The 16936-nt window shown below is 69.1% G+C and carries 18 protein-coding genes; 10 read left to right on the forward strand and 8 right to left on the reverse strand.

The features are described from left to right. Nucleotides 1-3: 3 nt before the first annotated feature. Both ABT313_RS17940 and ABT313_RS17945 read right to left on the reverse strand, forming a co-directional pair. The gene (locus tag ABT313_RS17940; RefSeq protein ID WP_350854410.1) at nucleotides 4-2076 is read right to left on the reverse strand and encodes a DUF4328 domain-containing protein; all 2073 of its coding nucleotides are present in this window, start codon (nucleotides 2074-2076) and stop codon (nucleotides 4-6) included. A 243-nt stretch (nucleotides 2077-2319) separates the two neighbouring features. Continuing rightward, nucleotides 2320-3045, reverse strand: a complete 726-nt coding sequence (locus ABT313_RS17945; protein WP_350854413.1) for a DUF4328 domain-containing protein — start codon at nucleotides 3043-3045, stop codon at nucleotides 2320-2322. A gap of 110 nt (nucleotides 3046-3155) precedes the next feature. Between ABT313_RS17945 and ABT313_RS17950 the strand changes: the two genes are divergently transcribed. Both ABT313_RS17950 and ABT313_RS17955 read left to right on the forward strand, forming a co-directional pair. Continuing rightward, the gene (locus ABT313_RS17950) at nucleotides 3156-3629 is read left to right on the forward strand and encodes a methylated-DNA--[protein]-cysteine S-methyltransferase (RefSeq protein WP_350854416.1); all 474 of its coding nucleotides are present in this window, start codon (nucleotides 3156-3158) and stop codon (nucleotides 3627-3629) included. A gap of 122 nt (nucleotides 3630-3751) precedes the next feature. Further along, nucleotides 3752-4063 carry a hypothetical protein gene (locus tag ABT313_RS17955; RefSeq protein ID WP_350854419.1) on the forward strand — a complete coding sequence of 104 codons (312 nt, stop codon included), beginning with the start codon at nucleotides 3752-3754 and terminating at the stop codon, nucleotides 4061-4063. 61 nt (nucleotides 4064-4124) lie between these two features. On the opposite strand, the gene ABT313_RS17960 is transcribed toward ABT313_RS17955, so the two are convergent. Further along, on the reverse strand, nucleotides 4125-4985 hold the full coding sequence (locus ABT313_RS17960) for a hypothetical protein (protein WP_350854421.1): 861 nt from the start codon (nucleotides 4983-4985) through the stop codon (nucleotides 4125-4127). A 249-nt stretch (nucleotides 4986-5234) separates the two neighbouring features. On the opposite strand from ABT313_RS17960, the gene ABT313_RS17965 reads away from it, so the two are divergent. From ABT313_RS17965 to ABT313_RS17985, 5 genes are all read left to right on the forward strand, one after another. Further along, nucleotides 5235-5777, forward strand: a complete 543-nt coding sequence (locus ABT313_RS17965; RefSeq protein WP_134106408.1) for a peptidylprolyl isomerase — start codon at nucleotides 5235-5237, stop codon at nucleotides 5775-5777. Between the two features lie 61 nt (nucleotides 5778-5838). Further along, nucleotides 5839-6582 carry a rhomboid family intramembrane serine protease gene (locus ABT313_RS17970; RefSeq protein WP_350854423.1) on the forward strand — a complete coding sequence of 248 codons (744 nt, stop codon included), beginning with the start codon at nucleotides 5839-5841 and terminating at the stop codon, nucleotides 6580-6582. Nucleotides 6583-6689: 107 nt separating this feature from the next. Continuing rightward, nucleotides 6690-6857, forward strand: a complete 168-nt coding sequence (locus ABT313_RS17975; protein WP_350854426.1) for a hypothetical protein — start codon at nucleotides 6690-6692, stop codon at nucleotides 6855-6857. 42 nt (nucleotides 6858-6899) lie between these two features. Beyond that, on the forward strand, nucleotides 6900-7850 hold the full coding sequence (locus ABT313_RS17980; RefSeq protein ID WP_350854429.1) for an ABC transporter ATP-binding protein: 951 nt from the start codon (nucleotides 6900-6902) through the stop codon (nucleotides 7848-7850). Further along, nucleotides 7847-8572 (forward strand): ABC transporter permease, encoded by a 726-nt coding sequence (locus ABT313_RS17985; protein WP_350854432.1) that lies wholly within the window; start codon nucleotides 7847-7849, stop codon nucleotides 8570-8572. Before ABT313_RS17980 ends, ABT313_RS17985 begins: the two co-directional genes overlap by 4 nt. Here the strand turns inward: ABT313_RS17985 and ABT313_RS17990 are convergent. From ABT313_RS17990 to ABT313_RS18000, 3 genes are read right to left on the reverse strand one after another with little or no spacing between them, the layout of a single operon-like run. Next, nucleotides 8569-9576, reverse strand: coding sequence for an S-adenosylmethionine:tRNA ribosyltransferase-isomerase (locus ABT313_RS17990; protein ID WP_350854435.1), 1008 nt, complete (start codon nucleotides 9574-9576; stop codon nucleotides 8569-8571). The genes ABT313_RS17985 and ABT313_RS17990 overlap by 4 nt on opposite strands. After that, entirely contained in the window at nucleotides 9573-10292 is a 720-nt protein-coding gene (locus tag ABT313_RS17995; RefSeq protein ID WP_350854438.1) for an SDR family NAD(P)-dependent oxidoreductase, read from the reverse strand. The genes ABT313_RS17990 and ABT313_RS17995 overlap by 4 nt, the downstream gene beginning before the upstream one ends. 42 nt (nucleotides 10293-10334) lie before the next feature. After that, on the reverse strand, nucleotides 10335-11969 hold the full coding sequence (locus ABT313_RS18000) for an FAD-binding oxidoreductase (RefSeq protein WP_350854441.1): 1635 nt from the start codon (nucleotides 11967-11969) through the stop codon (nucleotides 10335-10337). A gap of 118 nt (nucleotides 11970-12087) precedes the next feature. Between ABT313_RS18000 and ABT313_RS18005 the strand changes: the two genes are divergently transcribed. The 3 genes from ABT313_RS18005 to ABT313_RS18015 are packed head-to-tail and all read left to right on the forward strand — an operon-like array spanning nucleotide 12088 to nucleotide 15237. Further along, nucleotides 12088-12708, forward strand: a complete 621-nt coding sequence (locus ABT313_RS18005; RefSeq protein ID WP_134106415.1) for a TetR/AcrR family transcriptional regulator — start codon at nucleotides 12088-12090, stop codon at nucleotides 12706-12708. Further along, nucleotides 12705-14237, forward strand: a complete 1533-nt coding sequence (locus ABT313_RS18010; protein WP_350854445.1) for a glycerol-3-phosphate dehydrogenase/oxidase — start codon at nucleotides 12705-12707, stop codon at nucleotides 14235-14237. Before ABT313_RS18005 ends, ABT313_RS18010 begins: the two co-directional genes overlap by 4 nt. 40 nt (nucleotides 14238-14277) lie before the next feature. Continuing rightward, nucleotides 14278-15237 (forward strand): DUF4328 domain-containing protein, encoded by a 960-nt coding sequence (locus tag ABT313_RS18015; protein WP_350854448.1) that lies wholly within the window; start codon nucleotides 14278-14280, stop codon nucleotides 15235-15237. On the opposite strand, the gene ABT313_RS18020 is transcribed toward ABT313_RS18015, so the two are convergent. Both ABT313_RS18020 and ABT313_RS18025 read right to left on the reverse strand, forming a co-directional pair. Next, on the reverse strand, nucleotides 15225-15980 hold the full coding sequence (locus ABT313_RS18020) for a protein phosphatase 2C domain-containing protein (RefSeq protein WP_350854451.1): 756 nt from the start codon (nucleotides 15978-15980) through the stop codon (nucleotides 15225-15227). The genes ABT313_RS18015 and ABT313_RS18020 overlap by 13 nt on opposite strands. A 4-nt stretch (nucleotides 15981-15984) precedes the next feature. Then, nucleotides 15985-16875 (reverse strand): NAD-dependent epimerase/dehydratase family protein, encoded by an 891-nt coding sequence (locus tag ABT313_RS18025; protein ID WP_350854454.1) that lies wholly within the window; start codon nucleotides 16873-16875, stop codon nucleotides 15985-15987. Between the last annotated feature and the right edge of the window lie 61 nt (nucleotides 16876-16936).

Consider the following 16936-nt stretch of genomic DNA (forward strand, 5'->3'; position numbering starts at 1 on the left):
AGATCAGACCCAGCGGCCACGGCGCGGCTGGGTGCGCGGCGCGGGCGGCTGCTCGGGGTCGGTGGGCTGCTGCTCGTCGTACGAGTACGGCGTCTGCTGCTGGTACTCGGTCTGGTCCGGCTCCGGCGAGTACTGCGAGCCGTACGACTCCGACGCGTAGTTCGGGCTGTAGGTCTCGTAGGACTCGGTGCTGGTGTACTCCGACCCGGTGTTGTTGCTGTAGGCGTCGTACTCGTAGTTGCTCGAGCTGTAGCTGTTGCTGCTGTACTCCGAGCTGTACGGCGAGTAGTCCGAGGTGTACGACGTCGACTCGTAGCTGGTGTAGTCGTCGTTGTTCGACGAGTACGTCGGCTCCGGACCGTACGACGGGACCGGCGGGAGCGGCTTCGACGGCGTCAGGAAGTCGTCCTGCTCCTGGTAGCTCTGGCTCGGCGCCGGGGCCGGCTCGTAGTACCCGGAGGACGCCGACACGTGCGACGACGGCTGCGTGTGCTCGGACTGGCCGTAGACGCTGTGGTCGGAGTACGACGAGTAGCTGGTCTGCTCCGACTCCGCACCGTAGGTGGAGTGGCTCTCGACGGCCGGCTGGATCGCCGACGGGCTGTCGACCGCGACCCGAGCGGCCCGGCGACCGGCGCGCGCAACTGGCGCGGGCTCAGGCTCGGGTGCGGTCTGCGCCTCCACGGGGGAGGACGTGTAGTCGGTCTCGTACGAGTACGGCTCGGAGTAGCGCGCGGCCCACGACTCCTCGGTGGGCTGCGGCTGGTAGGCGTACGGGTCCGGCTGGACAACGGTCATCGGCGCGGCCTCGTCGAGCCAGCTGCTCGTCGTGCTCGTCGTACCGAGGGCGTCGTCGTTGCTGCGGTAGTCGCTCCAGGAGGACGCCGACTCGTACGTCGTCTCGGCGGCCGGCTTCTCGTCCCGCCACGACTCGATCGGGCTGAACTGCTCGGTGGCCGGGCCGGCGTCGTTGTCCTGCCAGCTCTCGACGACCGGAGCGAACGGGCTCCACTTCGGCGACTCCTCGACCACCGGGTCACCGGCGAACGCGGCCGGCGCGGCGGCGCCGTCGCCCGGGAAGCCCTGCGGCGCGGGCTGCGCCGGCGGGGTCGGAGCGAAGGGGCTCGGCGCGGGGGCCTGCGGGGCGAACGGGCTGCCTGCCGGGGCCTGCGCCTGCGGACCGCCCGCCATCTGCAGCTGCGGCTGCGGCTCGCGGACCAGGCCCATCGCCGGCGACGCGGCGATCGGCTCGGAGATCGCCGGCTGCTCGTCGGTGTCGTCGTTCGCGTACGACGGAACCTGGGTCACCTCGTACGACGGGACGGCGCTGAGCTTCGGCCCCTGGTCCCACCACGGCACCCACGTGCGGGTGGTCTGCATGTGGTTGATCTTGCGGATCACCATCGTCGCCGCGACCGCGGAAACAGCGGTCAGCAGCAGCGACGCCGTACCGGCGAGGGCAATGCCGCGCAGCGAGCCGACGGTCGCTTCCATCCACATCAGGAACCGGCGCACGACCACGTCGAACGCGAGAGCGCCGATCCAGGCCACCCACCACACCGAGGTGAGGCCGGGGGTCCTGAACCGGCGCAGGTCGTCGGCGTACACAGGGGTCTTCGGATCGCTGGCCAGCCAGACGTCGTCGACGATCTGCTTGGGATACCAGAGGTTCGGACCGGGGCAGAACCAGCTCGCCAGCACCCAGCCGTGGCTGCGGCGGTGATCGGCCTGGCAGAACACCTCGGAGTTGACCCGGGCCCGCCAGAGCCAGATGACGAAGACGACCGCGGCGGCGACCGAGATGATCACGTTCGGGATCGCGGTGACCTTGGCGATGGCGTCGGCGCGGTTGAGATCCGCGTCGTCGACGTTCGGCATCCCGCCGAGGTAGCGGTGGACGACGGAGTACGTGTTCCAGTCGGACCAGGTCGACAGCAGATGAGTGATCGTCGACGCCCCGAGCAGTCCGATGGCGATCTTCCCGACCGTCCCGACCTGCTGGAACTCTTCAGCCGCGTGCGGCTGCCACTCTTCCTGATCGTCGACAGCAGTCAATAATGCCTGCGGGTGGCTCACGTCTCGCGTCCCTCGCGTCGCTGGAACTCCGTCGTCTGTTCGGCGCTTCGGCCAGGTCCTGCCCCCGCATGACCGAGCCACATTGATACCACGAAGTAGGTACGCCAAGGGAGTCGGCCCCAGCACGGAGGGTGTCGACTTAACGTGTTCTTTTCGTACGCCCATCACCATTGGTAACGACGTACCGGACGGGGCGTGACGGTATTTATACTTCTCCCACCCCACCGCCCCGGTCAGGTTGGTTTACAACGCAGGGGGTTGGAAGCCGTTGTGCGGTGTCCCGACCGCCCACCACGGCACCCATGGACGCATGCTCTGCAGTTCGTCGATCCGCTGGATCAGGATCACCGCGAGCACGGCCGCGCCGGTGGTGAACAGCGCTGAGACGGAGGACAGTATGACGTTGGTCCGCAGGTCTCCGAGCTGCGACGCGCCGGCGAGTACCCCTCTTTGCACGATATTTCCGCTGACCAGTCCGATCACCCAGGTGATCCACCAGGCCCACACCAACTGGGTGCCCGGGATCTCCTTCAGCGCCTCGGTGTGCGGGTCGGTCCGCGGATCGCTCGCCGCGACGATGTCGTCGACGACCTGCTTGGGGTACCAGAGGTTCACCACCGGGACGAGCCAGCAGCCGAGCACCCAGCCGCGGGTGAAGCGGTGCCGGCCGCGGTGGAACATCTCCGCGTTCCACCGGACCCGCCAGAGCCAGATGATGAACACCGCAGCGGCCGCGAACAGCGCGAGCGCGGAGATGATGCCGAGCGAGCCGGAGATCAGGTCGGCCTCGTCGAGCTTGGCCGGGTCCGCGCCGTACGTCTTGAGTGTGCGATACGAGTACCAGTCCGACCATGCGGTCGCCCACGCGGTGACCGTGACCAGTCCGATCAGGATCGACGCGCTGACGCCCATCGGCCGCTCAGAACTGAACCACCGGTCCAGCGGTACTTGTGACGCCTGGCTCGGCATGGATCACACATAGCACAACACCGCGTGACCGGGCGAGAACATCACGTTGTCATCGGTCGGTGGCGTATTTCCGCCAGAAAACTGTCGGTGGGCGGCGCGAGGATGGGGGCATGCGCTGGTCCGTGATCGATTCGCCCATCGGCGAGCTGACCCTCGCGGTCGACGACACCGGGCTGTGCCGGCTGCACTTCGGTGCGGCCGACCGTCCGGTCACGAGCGACCCGTTGCTGACCGAGGCCGCCGAGCAACTGAAGGCGTACTTCGCCGGCGAGCTCCAGGAGTTCACGCTGCCGCTGTCGGTCCGCGGCGGGTCCGACTTCGAGCGCGCGGTCTGGACCCAGCTGACCCGCATCCCGTACGGCGAGATGCAGACGTACGGCGACGTCGCGAAGATCGTCGGCGACATCGGCGCGGCCCGTGCCGTCGGCACCGCCTGCAACCGGAACCCGATCGCGATCGTCGTGCCCTGCCACCGGGTCGTCGGCGCCGGCGGCAAGATGGTCGGCTTCGGCGGCGGCATCCCGACCAAGCGCCACCTGCTCGAGCTCGAGGCCCGGGTCACGCTCGAGACGCTCTGGACCTGACCAGACCTGACGAAGATCTGACACTCGATCGGGGCCGATCGGGGCGCGGTGGCAGTGCTGGGGCACTAACGTTTGAAGCGAGTGATTCAGGCGCCCTCCCACCTGCCTTGGAAGACATACAAATGAACAAAGACCGCACCACTGACCACCTCCACCCCGACCTCAGTGCTCTGATGGACAAGAGCGCCGAGGAATGGTCGGCCCCGGAGATCCAGGACGCTGCTCGCGCGGCGCTGAAGATGCATGCTCCGGACCGCGAGCCGATGACCTGGATCAGGCGCTTCAAGGTCGTCCCCTGGCTGCACCGCAACGACGCGGTCTGCCTGAGCTGCGGCGGTACGTACCCGTGCATCACCCATCGGTACGCCACGCAGCTGCTGTCCGCCGGTCGCTACACGATCACGAAGGCCGACCCGGAGCCGCAGCCGAACTGAGCGGTGAAAGACGAAGGTCCCGCACCCTGGTGGGTGCGAGACCTTCGCCGTTGCGGTGGAGTCAGGAGTCGGTGGGCTTGGACTCGCTCGAGCCCGTCGACTTCCTGGTGGTGGTCTTCTTGACGGCGCCGTTCGACGCGGCCTTCACTTCGTCCTTGGCCTCGTCCTTGGCCTCGTCCTTGGCGTCGTCCGTGGCCGTGTCGGGCTTGGCGGCCGGCTTGGTCTCCGGCTTCGTCTCGGCCTTCGGGGCTTCCGGCTTCGCGGCTTCCGGCTTGGCATCGGTCTTGCCGTTCGACTCCGTCTTCCCGTTCGGCGACGCGGACGTGTCCGCCGGGCGTGACGTCGTACCGGCCGGGGCGGAGCTGTAGTCGCGGCCGCTGGTCGGGGTGGACTGCCAGGCCGGCTCCGGCGGGGTCAGCAGCTTCTTCACCGCTGCCGCGGCGAGCGCGCCGAAGCCCAGGAACAGCACCACGTTGCGGAGCTTGTGGCTCTTCTTCGGCACCTCGAGCTCGCCCTTCAGCGCGGCCTTGGTGGCCTTGCTGCGACGAGCGGTCTCCTCGACGACCGGCTCGGCTGCCGCGGCGAGGGTCGCCAGCGCGGCGGTCACCTTCGGCAGCAGGTCGTCGTTCAGCCGCTCACGGGCCTTCTCGGCGGCGTGCTCGGTGGCCGGGCCGACCTTGGCGAGGGCGTCGTCGAGCACCGGACCGGCCTTCTCGACCGCCTGGTGGGCGATGTGTGCGCCACGCTCGACGGCCTTCTCGGCGTACGGCGACACCTTCTCCCGTGCGGTGCCCACAGCCGGTCCGAGGTGATCCCGGACCTGGCCGACGGCCGGTCCGAGCTTCTCCGACGCCGACTCGGCGAATGGCCGGACCCGGTCCTTCGCGACCTCGACCCGGCCCTTGGACTTCCTCAAACCCACGGTTCCCTCCTCGGTGCCACCCGCCCGAGCGGACAGCTCTCCCGCCCATCGGCGACATGGGCTCTTCCGGCTACGGCTCTGGACAAATCCGTCTGCATCTGCATCGTACGACGTAACAAGCCGATAACCCTGTGCCCCACCCCACCTTTCCCACACCTCCCACCGGGTTGGCGGGTTGTTTCTCCGGTTCTTGGAGTGGCATGACAGGATCGAGGGGTAATCCGCGTTTTCCGACTAGGAGTGACTCCCGTGGCCGAAGAGCTGTACGCAACCCTGCAGACGAACAAGGGCGACGTCGTCATCAGGTTGTTCCCGAACCACGCGCCGGCGACGGTGAGCAACTTCGTCGGCCTGGCCGACGGCAGCAAGGAGTGGACCGACCCGCAGACCGGTCAGCCCACCAACAAGCCGTTCTACGACGGTCTCACCTTCCACCGGGTGATCGACGGGTTCATGATCCAGGGCGGCTGCCCGCTCGGCACCGGCACCGGCACCCCGGGCTACCAGTTCGACGACGAGATCCACCCGGAGCTCCAGTTCGACCGTCCGTACCTGCTCGCGATGGCCAACGCCGGCATCCAGTACGGCCACGGCACCAACGGCTCGCAGTTCTTCGTCACCGTCGTGCCGACGCCGCACCTGAACCGCAAGCACACGATCTTCGGTGAGGTCGCCGACGACGAGTCGAAGAAGGTCGTGGACGCGATCGCCACCGCCGACACCGCGCCCGGCGACCGGCCGCTCGAGCCGATCGTCATCAACAAGGTCGTCATCGAGCGCAAGAACGCCTGACTGATCGCTCCGCGGGGCCGGCACGCCACCGGCCCCGTCTTTCGAAGAAGGACGCACCCGCGTGACCGACACCGTCTGCTACCGGCACCCGGATCGGCCCGCCGGGGTGCGCTGCCAGCGCTGCGACCGGCCGATCTGCCCGTCCTGCATGAACAGCGCCGCCGTCGGCTTCCAGTGCCCGAACTGCTTCCACGAGGGTGTCCGCTCGGTCCCGCGGACCAGGACCTCGCTCGGCGGCATCCAGCGTGCCAACCAGAGCATCGTCACGTACACGATCCTGGCGCTGAACGTGCTCGTCTTCATCGCCGTCCACGCCGGTAGCCCGCAGATCCTGCAGGACCTGGTGATGGTCCCGGTGCTGGCCGAGAGCGAGCCCTGGCGGCTGCTCACGTCGGCGTTCACGCACGTACAGATCTTCCACATCTTCTCGAACCTGTTCATGCTCTGGCAGCTCGGTCCGCCGCTCGAGCACATGCTGGGCCGGCTCCGCTTCATCGTGCTGTACCTGCTGTCCGCGCTCGGCGGCAGCGTCGCGGTGTGGCTGCTGGCGGCCCCGGGCTCGGCGACCCTCGGCGCGTCCGGCGCGGTCCTCGGCCTGGTCGGCGCCCTCCTGGTGATCAGCCGGGCCCGAGGGCTCGATATCACGTGGATCATCATGTACGTCGCGGTCACCGCCGTCCTGTCCTTCGCGATCCCCAACGTCTCGTGGGAAGGCCACCTGGGCGGCTTCGTCGTCGGCGCCGCGCTGGCCTGGATCTTCCTGCAGCTGTCCAACCACAAACGCCGCAACAAACAAGCGGCCTAGGCCACAACTTTCGTTCGGTTGGATTAAAGCGGGTGACAGGCAGGGCGAAATACTCGTCTAATCAGGTGACGTCCCGACGGGGGACCGACTGGTTAGGACGGCTGGATATGAGCCCACGTGCGGTGGACAAGCGGGCGCGGCCCGGTAACGAGCGGCATCCGTTCGTGCGGGCGGCGGAGTCGCCCAGCTGGATCAGTTCGCTCGAACACGAGCCGACCCGGAAAACCCCGGAACGCCGGGCGAACGAGGCGGTTGCCGCAACCCGGCCGCGCTGAACCGGCCTCGTTTTTCGCGCCGCCGGTGGAATCATGGTCGATATGGACGCCATATCGACCGGACCGGCGTTGTCGGCCGACCGGTTGAGCAAGCACTTCGGCGACCGGGTGGCGTTCCGTGACGTCTCGTTCGAGATCGGGTACGGCGAGGTGTTCGGCTTCCTCGGACCGAACGGCGCCGGCAAGACGACGACCGTACGGACGCTGGGCACGCTGCTCACGCCGACGTCCGGCACCGCCAGCGTCGCCGGGCTTGCGCTCACGCCGGACAATGCCGTCGAGATCCGGCGGCGCATCTCGATCATGCCCGAGTCACCCGGCCTGTACCTCCGCCTGACCGTGCTTGAGAACCTCCGCTGCTTCGCCGACCTGTACCAGGTGCCAACGGCAACTAAACGCATCGAGCAGGTGCTCGGCGCCGTACGCCTCAAGGATCGGGCTCAGGACACCTGCGGCGCCCTGTCGAAGGGTCTTCGGCAACGGGTCGCCCTGGCCCGGGCGTTGCTCAACGACCCGCAGGTTCTCTTCCTGGACGAGCCGACCTCCGGACTCGATCCGGTCGCGGCCCGCGGCGTACACGACCTGATCGACGAACTCCGGCAGCGCGGCGTCACGATCTTCCTCACCACACACCGGCTGGACGAAGCCGAACGCCTCTGCGACCGGGTCGCCATCCTCAACACGACCCTGCGCACCATCGGCCGCCCCGACCAGCTACGCGACGAACTCTTCGCCCGCACACTCACCGTCCGTACGGCGGCCCCGCTGGCCGCGCCGGACCAGGTCTTCGGCAGTGTGCCGGGCGTCAGCAGTTGGCACGAGGACGACGTCGCCATGTACGTCCTGGCCGTGGGCGATCCGACCCAGGCAGCGCCGGCGGTCACCCGGGCCTTGGTGCAGGCCGACTCGGACGTCCTGTCGATCAGCCCGTCACACCACTCGCTCGAGGATGTCTACCTCGAGCTCATCGACATACCGGCAGGTCAGTCATGACCCTCAACCCGAGGCTGGTCCGTGCCGTCGTCACCAAGGAACTGCGCGAGTTCCGGCGGAACCGTTCGATGGTCGTTGGGATGGCGATCATTCCGCTGATCTTCTCCGTGCAGCCGCTGGTCGCTGTCTTCGCGCTGTCGTCATCGGCCTCGGAGCCACTGCGGCACGAACATGTGCTGCTGTACATGCTCGGCATCCCGGCCCTCGTGCCGTCGCTGGTCGCCTCCTACTCGGTCGTCGGCGAGCGGGAGCAGGGCACGCTCGAGCCGCTGCTGACCACCCCGATCCGCCGCGAGGAGCTGCTGCTCGGCAAGGCGCTCGCCACCTTCATCCCCGCGGTCATCGTCGCGTACGCCGTCTTCGCGGTGTTCCTGGCCTGCGTCGAACTCTTCGCTCAGCCCGGTGTGGCTGCCGCGCTCGTCCGCCCGTCCGACGTGATCGCCCAGCTGGTGTTCACGCCGCTGCTGGCCGGATGGTCGATCTGGGTCGCCATCGTGATCTCCACCCGAGCCAACGACATCCGCGTGGCCCAGCAACTCTCCAGCCTCGCAAGCCTCCCGTCCGTGGCGGTGGCGATCCTGATCGCGCTGAACGTCATCGACGTGTCCCCGCTGACCGGAGTAGTCGCTGCAGCAGTTCTCCTCGTCCTGAACCGCGTCGGCTGGCGCGTAGCCTCCGCACTGTTCGATCGCGAACACCTGATCCTCGGAACGAAGGCCTAACCCCGCAGCAGCAGAGCACTGTCCCCGAACTCATGCCACAGGTAGTTCTGCTGTACGGCAGCGTCGTACGCGTGTTGCACAAGCTCGGTGCCGACCACTGACTCCAGCAAGAGCAGATGCGACGCTTCCGGTGCATGCCACCCAGTGATGAGCCCATCTACTACGTGCGGCGGCCGGTCCGGGCTGAGGACCAGCTCGGTCCACCCCTGCGACGGCTTGACCGAGGCATCCGCAGCCGACTCGATCGCTCTGACAGCAGTGGTGCCCACAGCGATGACTCGTCCGCCGTTTGCCTTGACCCAGTTGACCAAACGAGCGGTGTGCGCAGGTACGTCGTACCGCTCGGGCTGCGGTGGTTCGTGGCTCTCCAGCGACGAGACACCGCAGTGCAAGAGGATCGGTGCGATCAGCACGCCCTGCGACGCCAGCTGGCTCACCAGCTCGAAGCTGAACGGCCTTGCTGCGCTGGGCATCTCCGCACTGCCCGGCTCGCGCGCAAAGACAGTCTGGTACGCCGCCAACGGCCAGCGCTTGCCGATGTAGTCGTAGGTGATCGGACGTCCGTGCCGCTGCAGATAGCCGAGTACGTCGGGCACAGGCGGCCGCGCGATCCACAGGCGATTGCTCTCCGACCCCCGGTACGGCGCCAGCACTGTCAGCACGCCCTCCGGCAACTCCACCTGCTGACCCGCCGTGCCGTCGAACTTCGGTGAGCCGCCGTCGCGCAGTTCGACCACCCAGGTGCCGTCGTCGAGTGCGGTCGAGAAGTGCACGGTCGCCGACGTACCGTCGACCGCCGCGGGCAGTGTGCCGGACGTATTGACCAGCAGCAGGTCTCCGGGCCGGAGGTGGTCGCCGATCCGGTCGAAGCGGGTGTGCGTGACGGTCGACCCCTCCGCGACCAGCAGCTTCACCTGATCCCGCCGCAGGCCACGTGCCTCCGGTGGTTCGCCGGCGTTCAGTGCGTCCGGGAGGACGAACCTGGTGTGTGGGTGCACTTTCACGACGTCACCGCGGGCGCGAACTCGGCCGCACGGTACCGCCCACTCGCCGGACGGCTGTCCAGCAACTTCAGGAACGCGGGTACGACGGTCGCCGGCTCCGGCCGGTCCGAGATGTCCTCGCCTGGGAACGCAGCCTGGTGCATCGCAGTACGCAGATCGCCCGGATCGACGGCGTACACGGACAGCGCGGGGTGCTCGGCCGCCAGGACACGCGTGGCGTGGTCGAGGGCAGCCTTGGCCGAGCCATAGCCGCCCCAAGTCTCGTAGGCCTCGACTGCGGCGTCGGAGCTGATGTTGATCAGCACTCCGGACGCTGCGGTGAGCGCGGGCAGCAGCGCCTGTGTCAGCGCGATCGGTGCGACTACATCGACCTCGTAGACGCGACGCAGTTCGTCGAGGTCAGTTGCGGCGAGTGCTTGCAGCGGACTGAGTCCGAGGTAGCTGGCGTTGTTCACAAGGAGATCGAGACGACCCAGCTGGACCACCGCCTCGACCAGATCGGAGCGGTGGTCGGGGTCGGTCACGTCTCCGGCCAGCGGGACGACATCGGTGCGGTTCGCGAGGGCGTCGGCCGCGTCCTTCAGCGGACCGGCGCCCCGGGCGTCGATGACCAGCGTCCAGCCGCGGTCGGCCAGCCCGTGGGCCAGCGCGAGCCCCAGCCCGGCGGACGCCCCGGTGATCAGCGCGACAGGACGGTTCGAGGAATCAGGTGTCATGCCGACACCGTCATACCTCAAGGAAGCTTGAAGTCAAGGGTGTCAGATCAGGATGCCCGGGTTGAGGACGCCGTCCGGGTCGAGCGTGTGCTTGACGGCCTCCAGGGTTTCGACCGCGAGCGGTCCGATCTCCGCGTGGTACGCCGTTCGGTGGTCGGTGCCGATGCCGTGGTGGTGGGAGATCGTGCCGCCGGCGTCGGCGATCGCGTGATTGGCGGCGTACTTCGCGGTCAGCCACTGGTCGACCGGGTCGTCGGACTGGGCGCAGATGACGGTGAAGTAGAGCGAGGCGCCGGTCTCGTAGACGTGGGAGATGTGGCAGAGGACCAGCGGCGGGGTCGCGCTCAGGGCCCCGAGGATGGCTTCGGTCACTGCGGTCTTGAGGGCGGGGATGCGCGACCAGAACGCCGCCGTCTCGAGGGTTTCCACGAGCGCGCCTTCGTCGAGGAGCGGGTCGCGGAGGTACGGCGCGCGGTACCGGCCGGTGCGCCAGGTCTCGCCGGGGCCTTCGCCGAGGTTCTCGCCGCCGGCTGCTGTCAGGAAGTCGGCGGTCGCCTGGTTGTACGGGCCGTCGAAGCCGATGATCGCGAGCACCCCACCGGAGCCGCCGCCGAGCACGTCCGGGTCGGCGAGGTTCACGGCGGTTTCCACCTCGTCCGACAAGCGGAGGACTGTCGGTAGCGGGCCGTCCTGCGCGAGCCGTCGTACGGCGGTGAGGCCGGCGTCGAAGCTCTCGAACCGCCAGCCTTCGAAGTGGCGCTCGGTCGGGCGGGGCCGGATGCGCACGACGACCGACGTGATGATGCCGAACGCGCCTTCGGAGCCGAGGATCAGCTGGCGCAGGTCCGGGCCGGCCGCCGACATCGGCGCGCGGCCGAGCTCGATGGTGCCGCGAGGTGTTGCGAGGGTGAGGCCGACGACCATCTGGTCGAAGCGTCCGTAGCCGGCCGAGGATTGGCCGCTGGATCGCGCTGCCGCGTAGCCGCCGATCGAGGCGCCTTCGTAGGACTGCGGGAAGTGGCCGAGCGTGTAGCCGCGCTCGGCCAGCAGGTGCTCGGCCGCGGGACCGCGGACGCCTGCCTGGAGGGTGGCGGTCCGGGAGATCTCGTCGAGCTCGACCAGTTGGTCCAGTCGGCGCAGGTCGACGGTGATGAACCGGCCGGTCGGGGCGAGACCGCCGACGACGGAGGTGCCGCCGGAGTACGGCGCCACGGCCAGACCCACGGAGGCGCATCCGGCGAGCAGCGCGGCGACCTCGTCGTGCGAGGCGGGGTAGACGACTGCGTCCGGCAGGTCTGAGACGTCGCCGGCCCGGAACCGCAGCAGGTCCGTCGTCGAGTAGCCCCTGGTGTGCGCCCAGCGGGAGTCCACGTCGGACGCCACGTGCTTGGACCCAACGACCGAGGCCAGAAAGTCCAGCTGCGCCTCGGTCAGCCCGGGCCGATCCGCCGCCGCGGCAGGCGCACGGCGGCCGGCCGATGCCCCCGGCGCCCCCGCCGCTCCCGCTCCCGGCGCCGAGTCACCACCGCTCTCCGCCGAGGCGCCCGCGTCGCTCGGTCGGTGGACGCCCAGGTGCTTGAGGGCGTCCAGCGCGGCGGCGGGCAGTTCGACCACCTGAGCCGGGTCGCCCCAGCGGCCGGGCGTGAGTTGTGCCACCGGGAGGTCGGATTCGGTCATCGGTGGCTGCCTTTCCATGGTGTTGCGAGGTAGCGTCCAGGGGAGGTGGAACCCCCTGGCTCCCACCTCCCCTGGACAGTTCCGGGATGCCGAAGTCGCTGATACACTTTGGCATGTGATGTCTCAGCGTAGCAGCGAATCGGATCAAGAGACCAGCAGCCGTCCCACCCCCGCGAACGCGATCGGCGAAGAGCGGATCCTGGACGCGGCGTACGAGCTGCTGCTGGCGATCGGGATGCGGCGGATGACCATGGCCGACATCGCCCGGCATGCGGAGGTCTCCCGCGCGACCCTGTACCGGCGCTGGCCCAACGTGCAGGCCGTGGTCGCGGCGCTGATGACCCGCGAGTGGACGATTGCACTGGTCTCGGCGTTCCAGCCCGACGCCGCCGACGGCCGGGCGCGGCTGGTCGAGGGTGTCGTCGAGGTGGTCGCGAAGACCCGGGTCCACCCGTTGATGCGCAAGATCATCGAGCTCGACCCCGAGTTCCTCACGCCGTACCTGCTGGAGCGTCGCGGCAGCAGCACGGTCGCGCACCTGGCGCTGGTCGAGGAGGGCATCCGCCAGGGTCAGGCCGACGGCTCGATCCGCGACGGCGACCCGGTGTGGCTGGCCCGGCAGATCATCCTCGTCTCGCTGGCGTCGGCGGTGTCCGGGCCGGTGATGGCGGAGAAGGACGAGTACACCAAGCTCGACGAGGAGCTGCGCGTGATGCTCACGAGGTACTTGGCGCCATGATCAGCCTGGGCAACGCGAGCCTGAATGCGGCCCGCCGGTCACGCGAGCTCGACGCGCTGAAGAGCGTGGACGTGCTCGTCGTCGGCGGCGGGGTCACCGGCGCCGGCGTGGCGCTCGACGCGGCCGCCCGCGGACTCACCGTTGCCCTGGTGGAGAAGCACGACCTGGCCTTCGGCACCAGCCGGTGGAGCTCGAAGCTCGTCCACGGCGGCCTGCGGTACCTCGCGTCCGGCCATGTCGGGATCGCCTACGAGAGCGCCGTCGAGCGCGGCATCCTGATGAAGACGACCGCGCCGCACCTGGTCCACCCGATCCCGCAGATCGCGCCCTGGTTGCCGCAGGCAAGTTTCGGGCAGGCAGCGCTGCTGCGGTCGGCGTTCCTCGGTGGTGACGTCCTGCGCACGTTCGCGCGTACCAGCGACGACTACCTGCCGCACTCACGACGGGTCAGCTCCGCCGAGATCCTGCGCTACGCGCCGACGCTCAAGCCCGAGGGGATGCGCGGCGGCTTCCTCACCTGGGACGGCCAGTTGTACGACGACGCGCGGCTGGTCGTCGCGATCGCACGGACAGCGGCGCAGTACGGCGCTCGCATCCTGACCCGGGTCGCCGCCACCGAGGTCACCGGGCGCGGCGCCGTCCTGGTCGACCAGCTCACCGGCCACCGGCGGACCGTGGACGCCCGGACGGTGATCAACGCGGCCGGGATCTGGGCGGATCAAGTTGCCTCCGGCATCAAACTTCGACCGAGCCGCGGCACCCACCTGGTCCTGTCGCAATCGGTCTTCGGCGGACTCTCCGCCGTCCTGACGGTCCCCGTCCCGGGCGAGCTCCGCCGCGTGGTGATGGCGATCCCCGCGCCCGACGACCGGGTGTACGTCGGCCTCACCGACGAGGACGCGCCCGGCCCGGTGAACGACGTGCCGCACGCGACCGATGCCGAGATCGACTTCCTGCTCAACACGATCAGCTCCGCCGTGCAGCAGCCGGTGACGCGTGCGGACCTGCTCGGCACCTATGCCGGACTGCGACCGCTGCTCGACACAGGCCATCACAAGGGCGAGGACAAGACCGCCGACATCTCCCGCCGGCACGCGGTGATCACCAGCCCGGACGGCGTCGTGACGATCGTCGGCGGCAAGCTGACGACGTACCGCCGGATGGCGCAGGACGTCCTCGACAAGGCGATCGAGCAGTCGTCCCTCGACGTACGCCGGCCGTGCGAAACGCACCGGATCCCGCTGGTGGGGGCGGCCGACCGGGTGCGGCTGGCCGCGGTGAAGGCGCCGGCGCGCTTCGTGCAGCGGTACGGAGTGGAGGCGCCGCAGGTGATCGCCGGTCCACCCGAGCTGCAGCAGCCGATCGCGTCGGGCCTGCACACGACGTACGCCGAGTTGCAGTTCGCCGTCCGGCACGAAGGCGCGCTCACCGAGGACGACGTCCTCGACCGGCGGACCCGGATCGGGTTGTCGGCGGTGGATCGCGAACTCGCGCTGCCCGCAGTACGGGAGACTTTCGCCGCGGTGTGAATCCGGGTGTGGGTTAACTTGGCTGCGGGGAGGTGGAAGGGTGACTCAGCCGTATCCGGGGCCGAACAAGGGACCGTGGCCGTACCCGGTCCCGTACCAGCAGATGCCGTACCAACCGATGCCGTATCAGCCGATGCCTCGGTACCGGCCGTTGCGGAAGGTCGCGATCGTCAGCATCGTGCTGATGGGCCTGACCTCGCTCGCCGCGGTGATCCAGTCCGTGCTGCTCTGGCGTTCGTACGACGACGTCAAACGGCTCGTGTACGGGCTGCTCTCCGAGGAGGAGATCGACCGCGGCGTCGAGTCCATCTCCGGCACCGGCCCCCTGCTGAACCTGGTCAGCTACCTGCTGATGGGGACCGGGATCGCCTTCCTGATCTGGCTGTGGCAGGCCCGCGAGAACACCGACTTCCTGTACTCACCCTTCGCACCGCGCCGGGCCTTCCCTGCCGACCCGATGCGCGGTCCGCACCGGCGAGCGAACGGCTGGGTCGTCGGCGCCTGGTTCTGCCCGATCGTGCAGTTCTGGTACCCGTTCCAGATCGTGCAGGACATCACCAGGGCCAGCGAGCCGCCTGAAGCGCCGCGGTCCGGCCGCGTGCGCACGCTCCTGTACAGCTGGTGGGCGACCTGGACGGCGTTCTGGGTGATCCTCGTCGGCGGCGGCACGGTCGCGGTGATCGGGTTCATCATCTGGTTCATCCGCCTGGTCCAGGTGGCGGAGAGCAGCGACGCGGGCGGCCCGTACGTCGACATCTACGACATGCAGGACTTCATGGTCCGGGTCGCGCTCGGCGTCGACATCGGCTTCACGGTCGCGACCGTGCTACTGATCGTGGCCGCGGTGACCGCGTCGCTCCTGATGCTTCAGGTCACCGACTGGCAGCACACCCGCGCCACCCCGCCCCCGATCCAGGGCGTGCCGCGGCCGATCGGGCCTCCGCAGTACGCCCCGCGGTACCACCGCCCCGGCCCGGACTTCCCGACCTACGGGCCCTGAAGCAGCACGACGCTCGCATCGTCGTACCGCTTGCCGCTCAGCGTCGCCTCGCTGTCGTGCTGCCGTACCCGTTCGATCAACTGCCGCGGACCTTCGGTCGTGAGTACGTCGACCAGCTCGTCCCACGAGTGCCCGTACCGCTCGGTGTAGCGCGAGGCGCCGTCGGTCAGGAGCGCGATCGTCTCGACGGCAGCGCGATCCGTCGTGCCGGTGACGGCCTCGTACGCCGCCTTGGGCTCGGTGCTCGCCACCCAGAAGCCGCCCGGCTGATTGCGTAGTCGCCGTACCGTCTCGAGGGTCCGATCGGGGAGAAGGTCGACCCTGTCGTCGCTGTGGACCGTGACCCGGCTGTCGGGCGAGCGCATGACGATAGGCGAGTCGGCGAGGACGAGATGCTCGATGCGGTCCGGGTCGAAGCGGACCATCGCGACGGTGGACGACGGGCTGTCCGGGTTGCTGACGTCGCAGGTACCCGCGTGGGACGCGCGGACCGAGGTGATCGCGTCGGCGAGGAGGTCGGCGAGCGGCGCGGCCGAGTGGGTCAGGAGCGGCGTCGCGAGCTGGGTCGCCAGCTGCATGACGAGCCAGGCGACCGTGTGCCGGCAGCCGGAGTCGACGTACACCCGGGGAGCGCTGGCGCCGTCGAGGAGGACCGCGAAATCGGGTCCGGTCAGGACCAGGTCCTCGTTCACCGCAGGTGGTCGCCGATCCGGCGCGGCCTCACTGATCGAACGGATCTCCACGGACCTATTGTCCAGATGCCCAACTGTCGGCGAGGGACTGGTCGAGAGCGATCTTCGGCGACCACCCGAGCTGCTCACCGATGAGCGTCGTGTCGGCCTGCTGCCACGGTGCTCCGAGCGCGGTCTCCTGCTCGGCGTCGTCCACGATCGTCGCCGGTTGACCGCTCAGCTCGAACAACTGCCCCGCCACATCGCGGGCCAGCGTCGCCCGCCCGGTCCCGACGTTCAGCACCGGGGGCAGCGTGGCGTCGGCGAGAGCGACCGCGAGGACGGCTTCGGCGACGTCCCGCACGTCGACGAAGTCGCGCCACACGTCGAGCGACCCGACCTCGATCAGGTGCCGTACGCGAAGGTCCTCGATGACCCGGCCGGTGAGCGTGCTTTCCGGCGCGCCCGGACCGATCACGTCGAAGATCCGCAGTACGACGGCATCCGCGCCGCCGCGCTGGGCCCGCAGGACGAGCTCGGAGCCGGCCAGCTTGGTCAGCCCGTACGGACCGAGCGGCCGGGGCACGGTCTGCTCGTCCAGGCTCGTGCCGTGCGGCGCACCGCCGTACTCCGCCGCGGAGCCGAGCTGGACGAACCGGGCGTGGCCGGCGTTGTCCCGGACCGAGGCGAGCAGCGCCTCGACCGCGATCACGTTCGCCCGGACCAGCTCGGCCGGCTCACCCAGCGTGGCGCCGACCGCGTTGATGACCACGGTCGGCTTGTACATCCCGATCTGGGTGTCCAGCGCGTACGGATGCATCGAGGTCAGGTCGCAACGCCGGTACGGCTCGCTCCGGGTCCGGCTCAGGCCGCGGTACTCCACCCCGCGGTCGTCGAGCAGCGCGCAGATCCTGGCGCCGAGGAAGCCTCCGGCGCCGAACACCATCACCCGCTCCGTTCCGGTCACCCCTCCATCGTGCGGTTCATACTTGTCGGTCGGCCTGCGTCAGCATCACAGTGTCGGCACG

The sequence above is a fragment of the Kribbella sp. NPDC000426 genome, assembly GCF_040300265.1.
In the GTDB taxonomy this organism is placed as follows: Bacteria; Actinomycetota; Actinomycetes; order Propionibacteriales; family Kribbellaceae; genus Kribbella.

Coding starts and splice junctions, on each gene's coding strand:
- ABT313_RS17980 (WP_350854429.1), top strand. CDS start 6,900: ATGGACGCCATATCGACCGGACCGGCGTTGTCGGCCGACCGGTTGAGC.
- ABT313_RS17985 (WP_350854432.1), top strand. CDS start 7,847: ATGACCCTCAACCCGAGGCTGGTCCGTGCCGTCGTCACCAAGGAACTG.
- ABT313_RS17945 (WP_350854413.1), bottom strand. CDS start 3,045: ATGCCGAGCCAGGCGTCACAAGTACCGCTGGACCGGTGGTTCAGTTCT.
- ABT313_RS18005 (WP_134106415.1), top strand. CDS start 12,088: ATGTCTCAGCGTAGCAGCGAATCGGATCAAGAGACCAGCAGCCGTCCC.
- ABT313_RS18010 (WP_350854445.1), top strand. CDS start 12,705: ATGATCAGCCTGGGCAACGCGAGCCTGAATGCGGCCCGCCGGTCACGC.
- ABT313_RS17975 (WP_350854426.1), top strand. CDS start 6,690: ATGAGCCCACGTGCGGTGGACAAGCGGGCGCGGCCCGGTAACGAGCGG.
- ABT313_RS17995 (WP_350854438.1), bottom strand. CDS start 10,292: ATGACACCTGATTCCTCGAACCGTCCTGTCGCGCTGATCACCGGGGCG.
- ABT313_RS17955 (WP_350854419.1), top strand. CDS start 3,752: ATGAACAAAGACCGCACCACTGACCACCTCCACCCCGACCTCAGTGCT.
- ABT313_RS18000 (WP_350854441.1), bottom strand. CDS start 11,969: ATGACCGAATCCGACCTCCCGGTGGCACAACTCACGCCCGGCCGCTGG.
- ABT313_RS17950 (WP_350854416.1), top strand. CDS start 3,156: ATGCGCTGGTCCGTGATCGATTCGCCCATCGGCGAGCTGACCCTCGCG.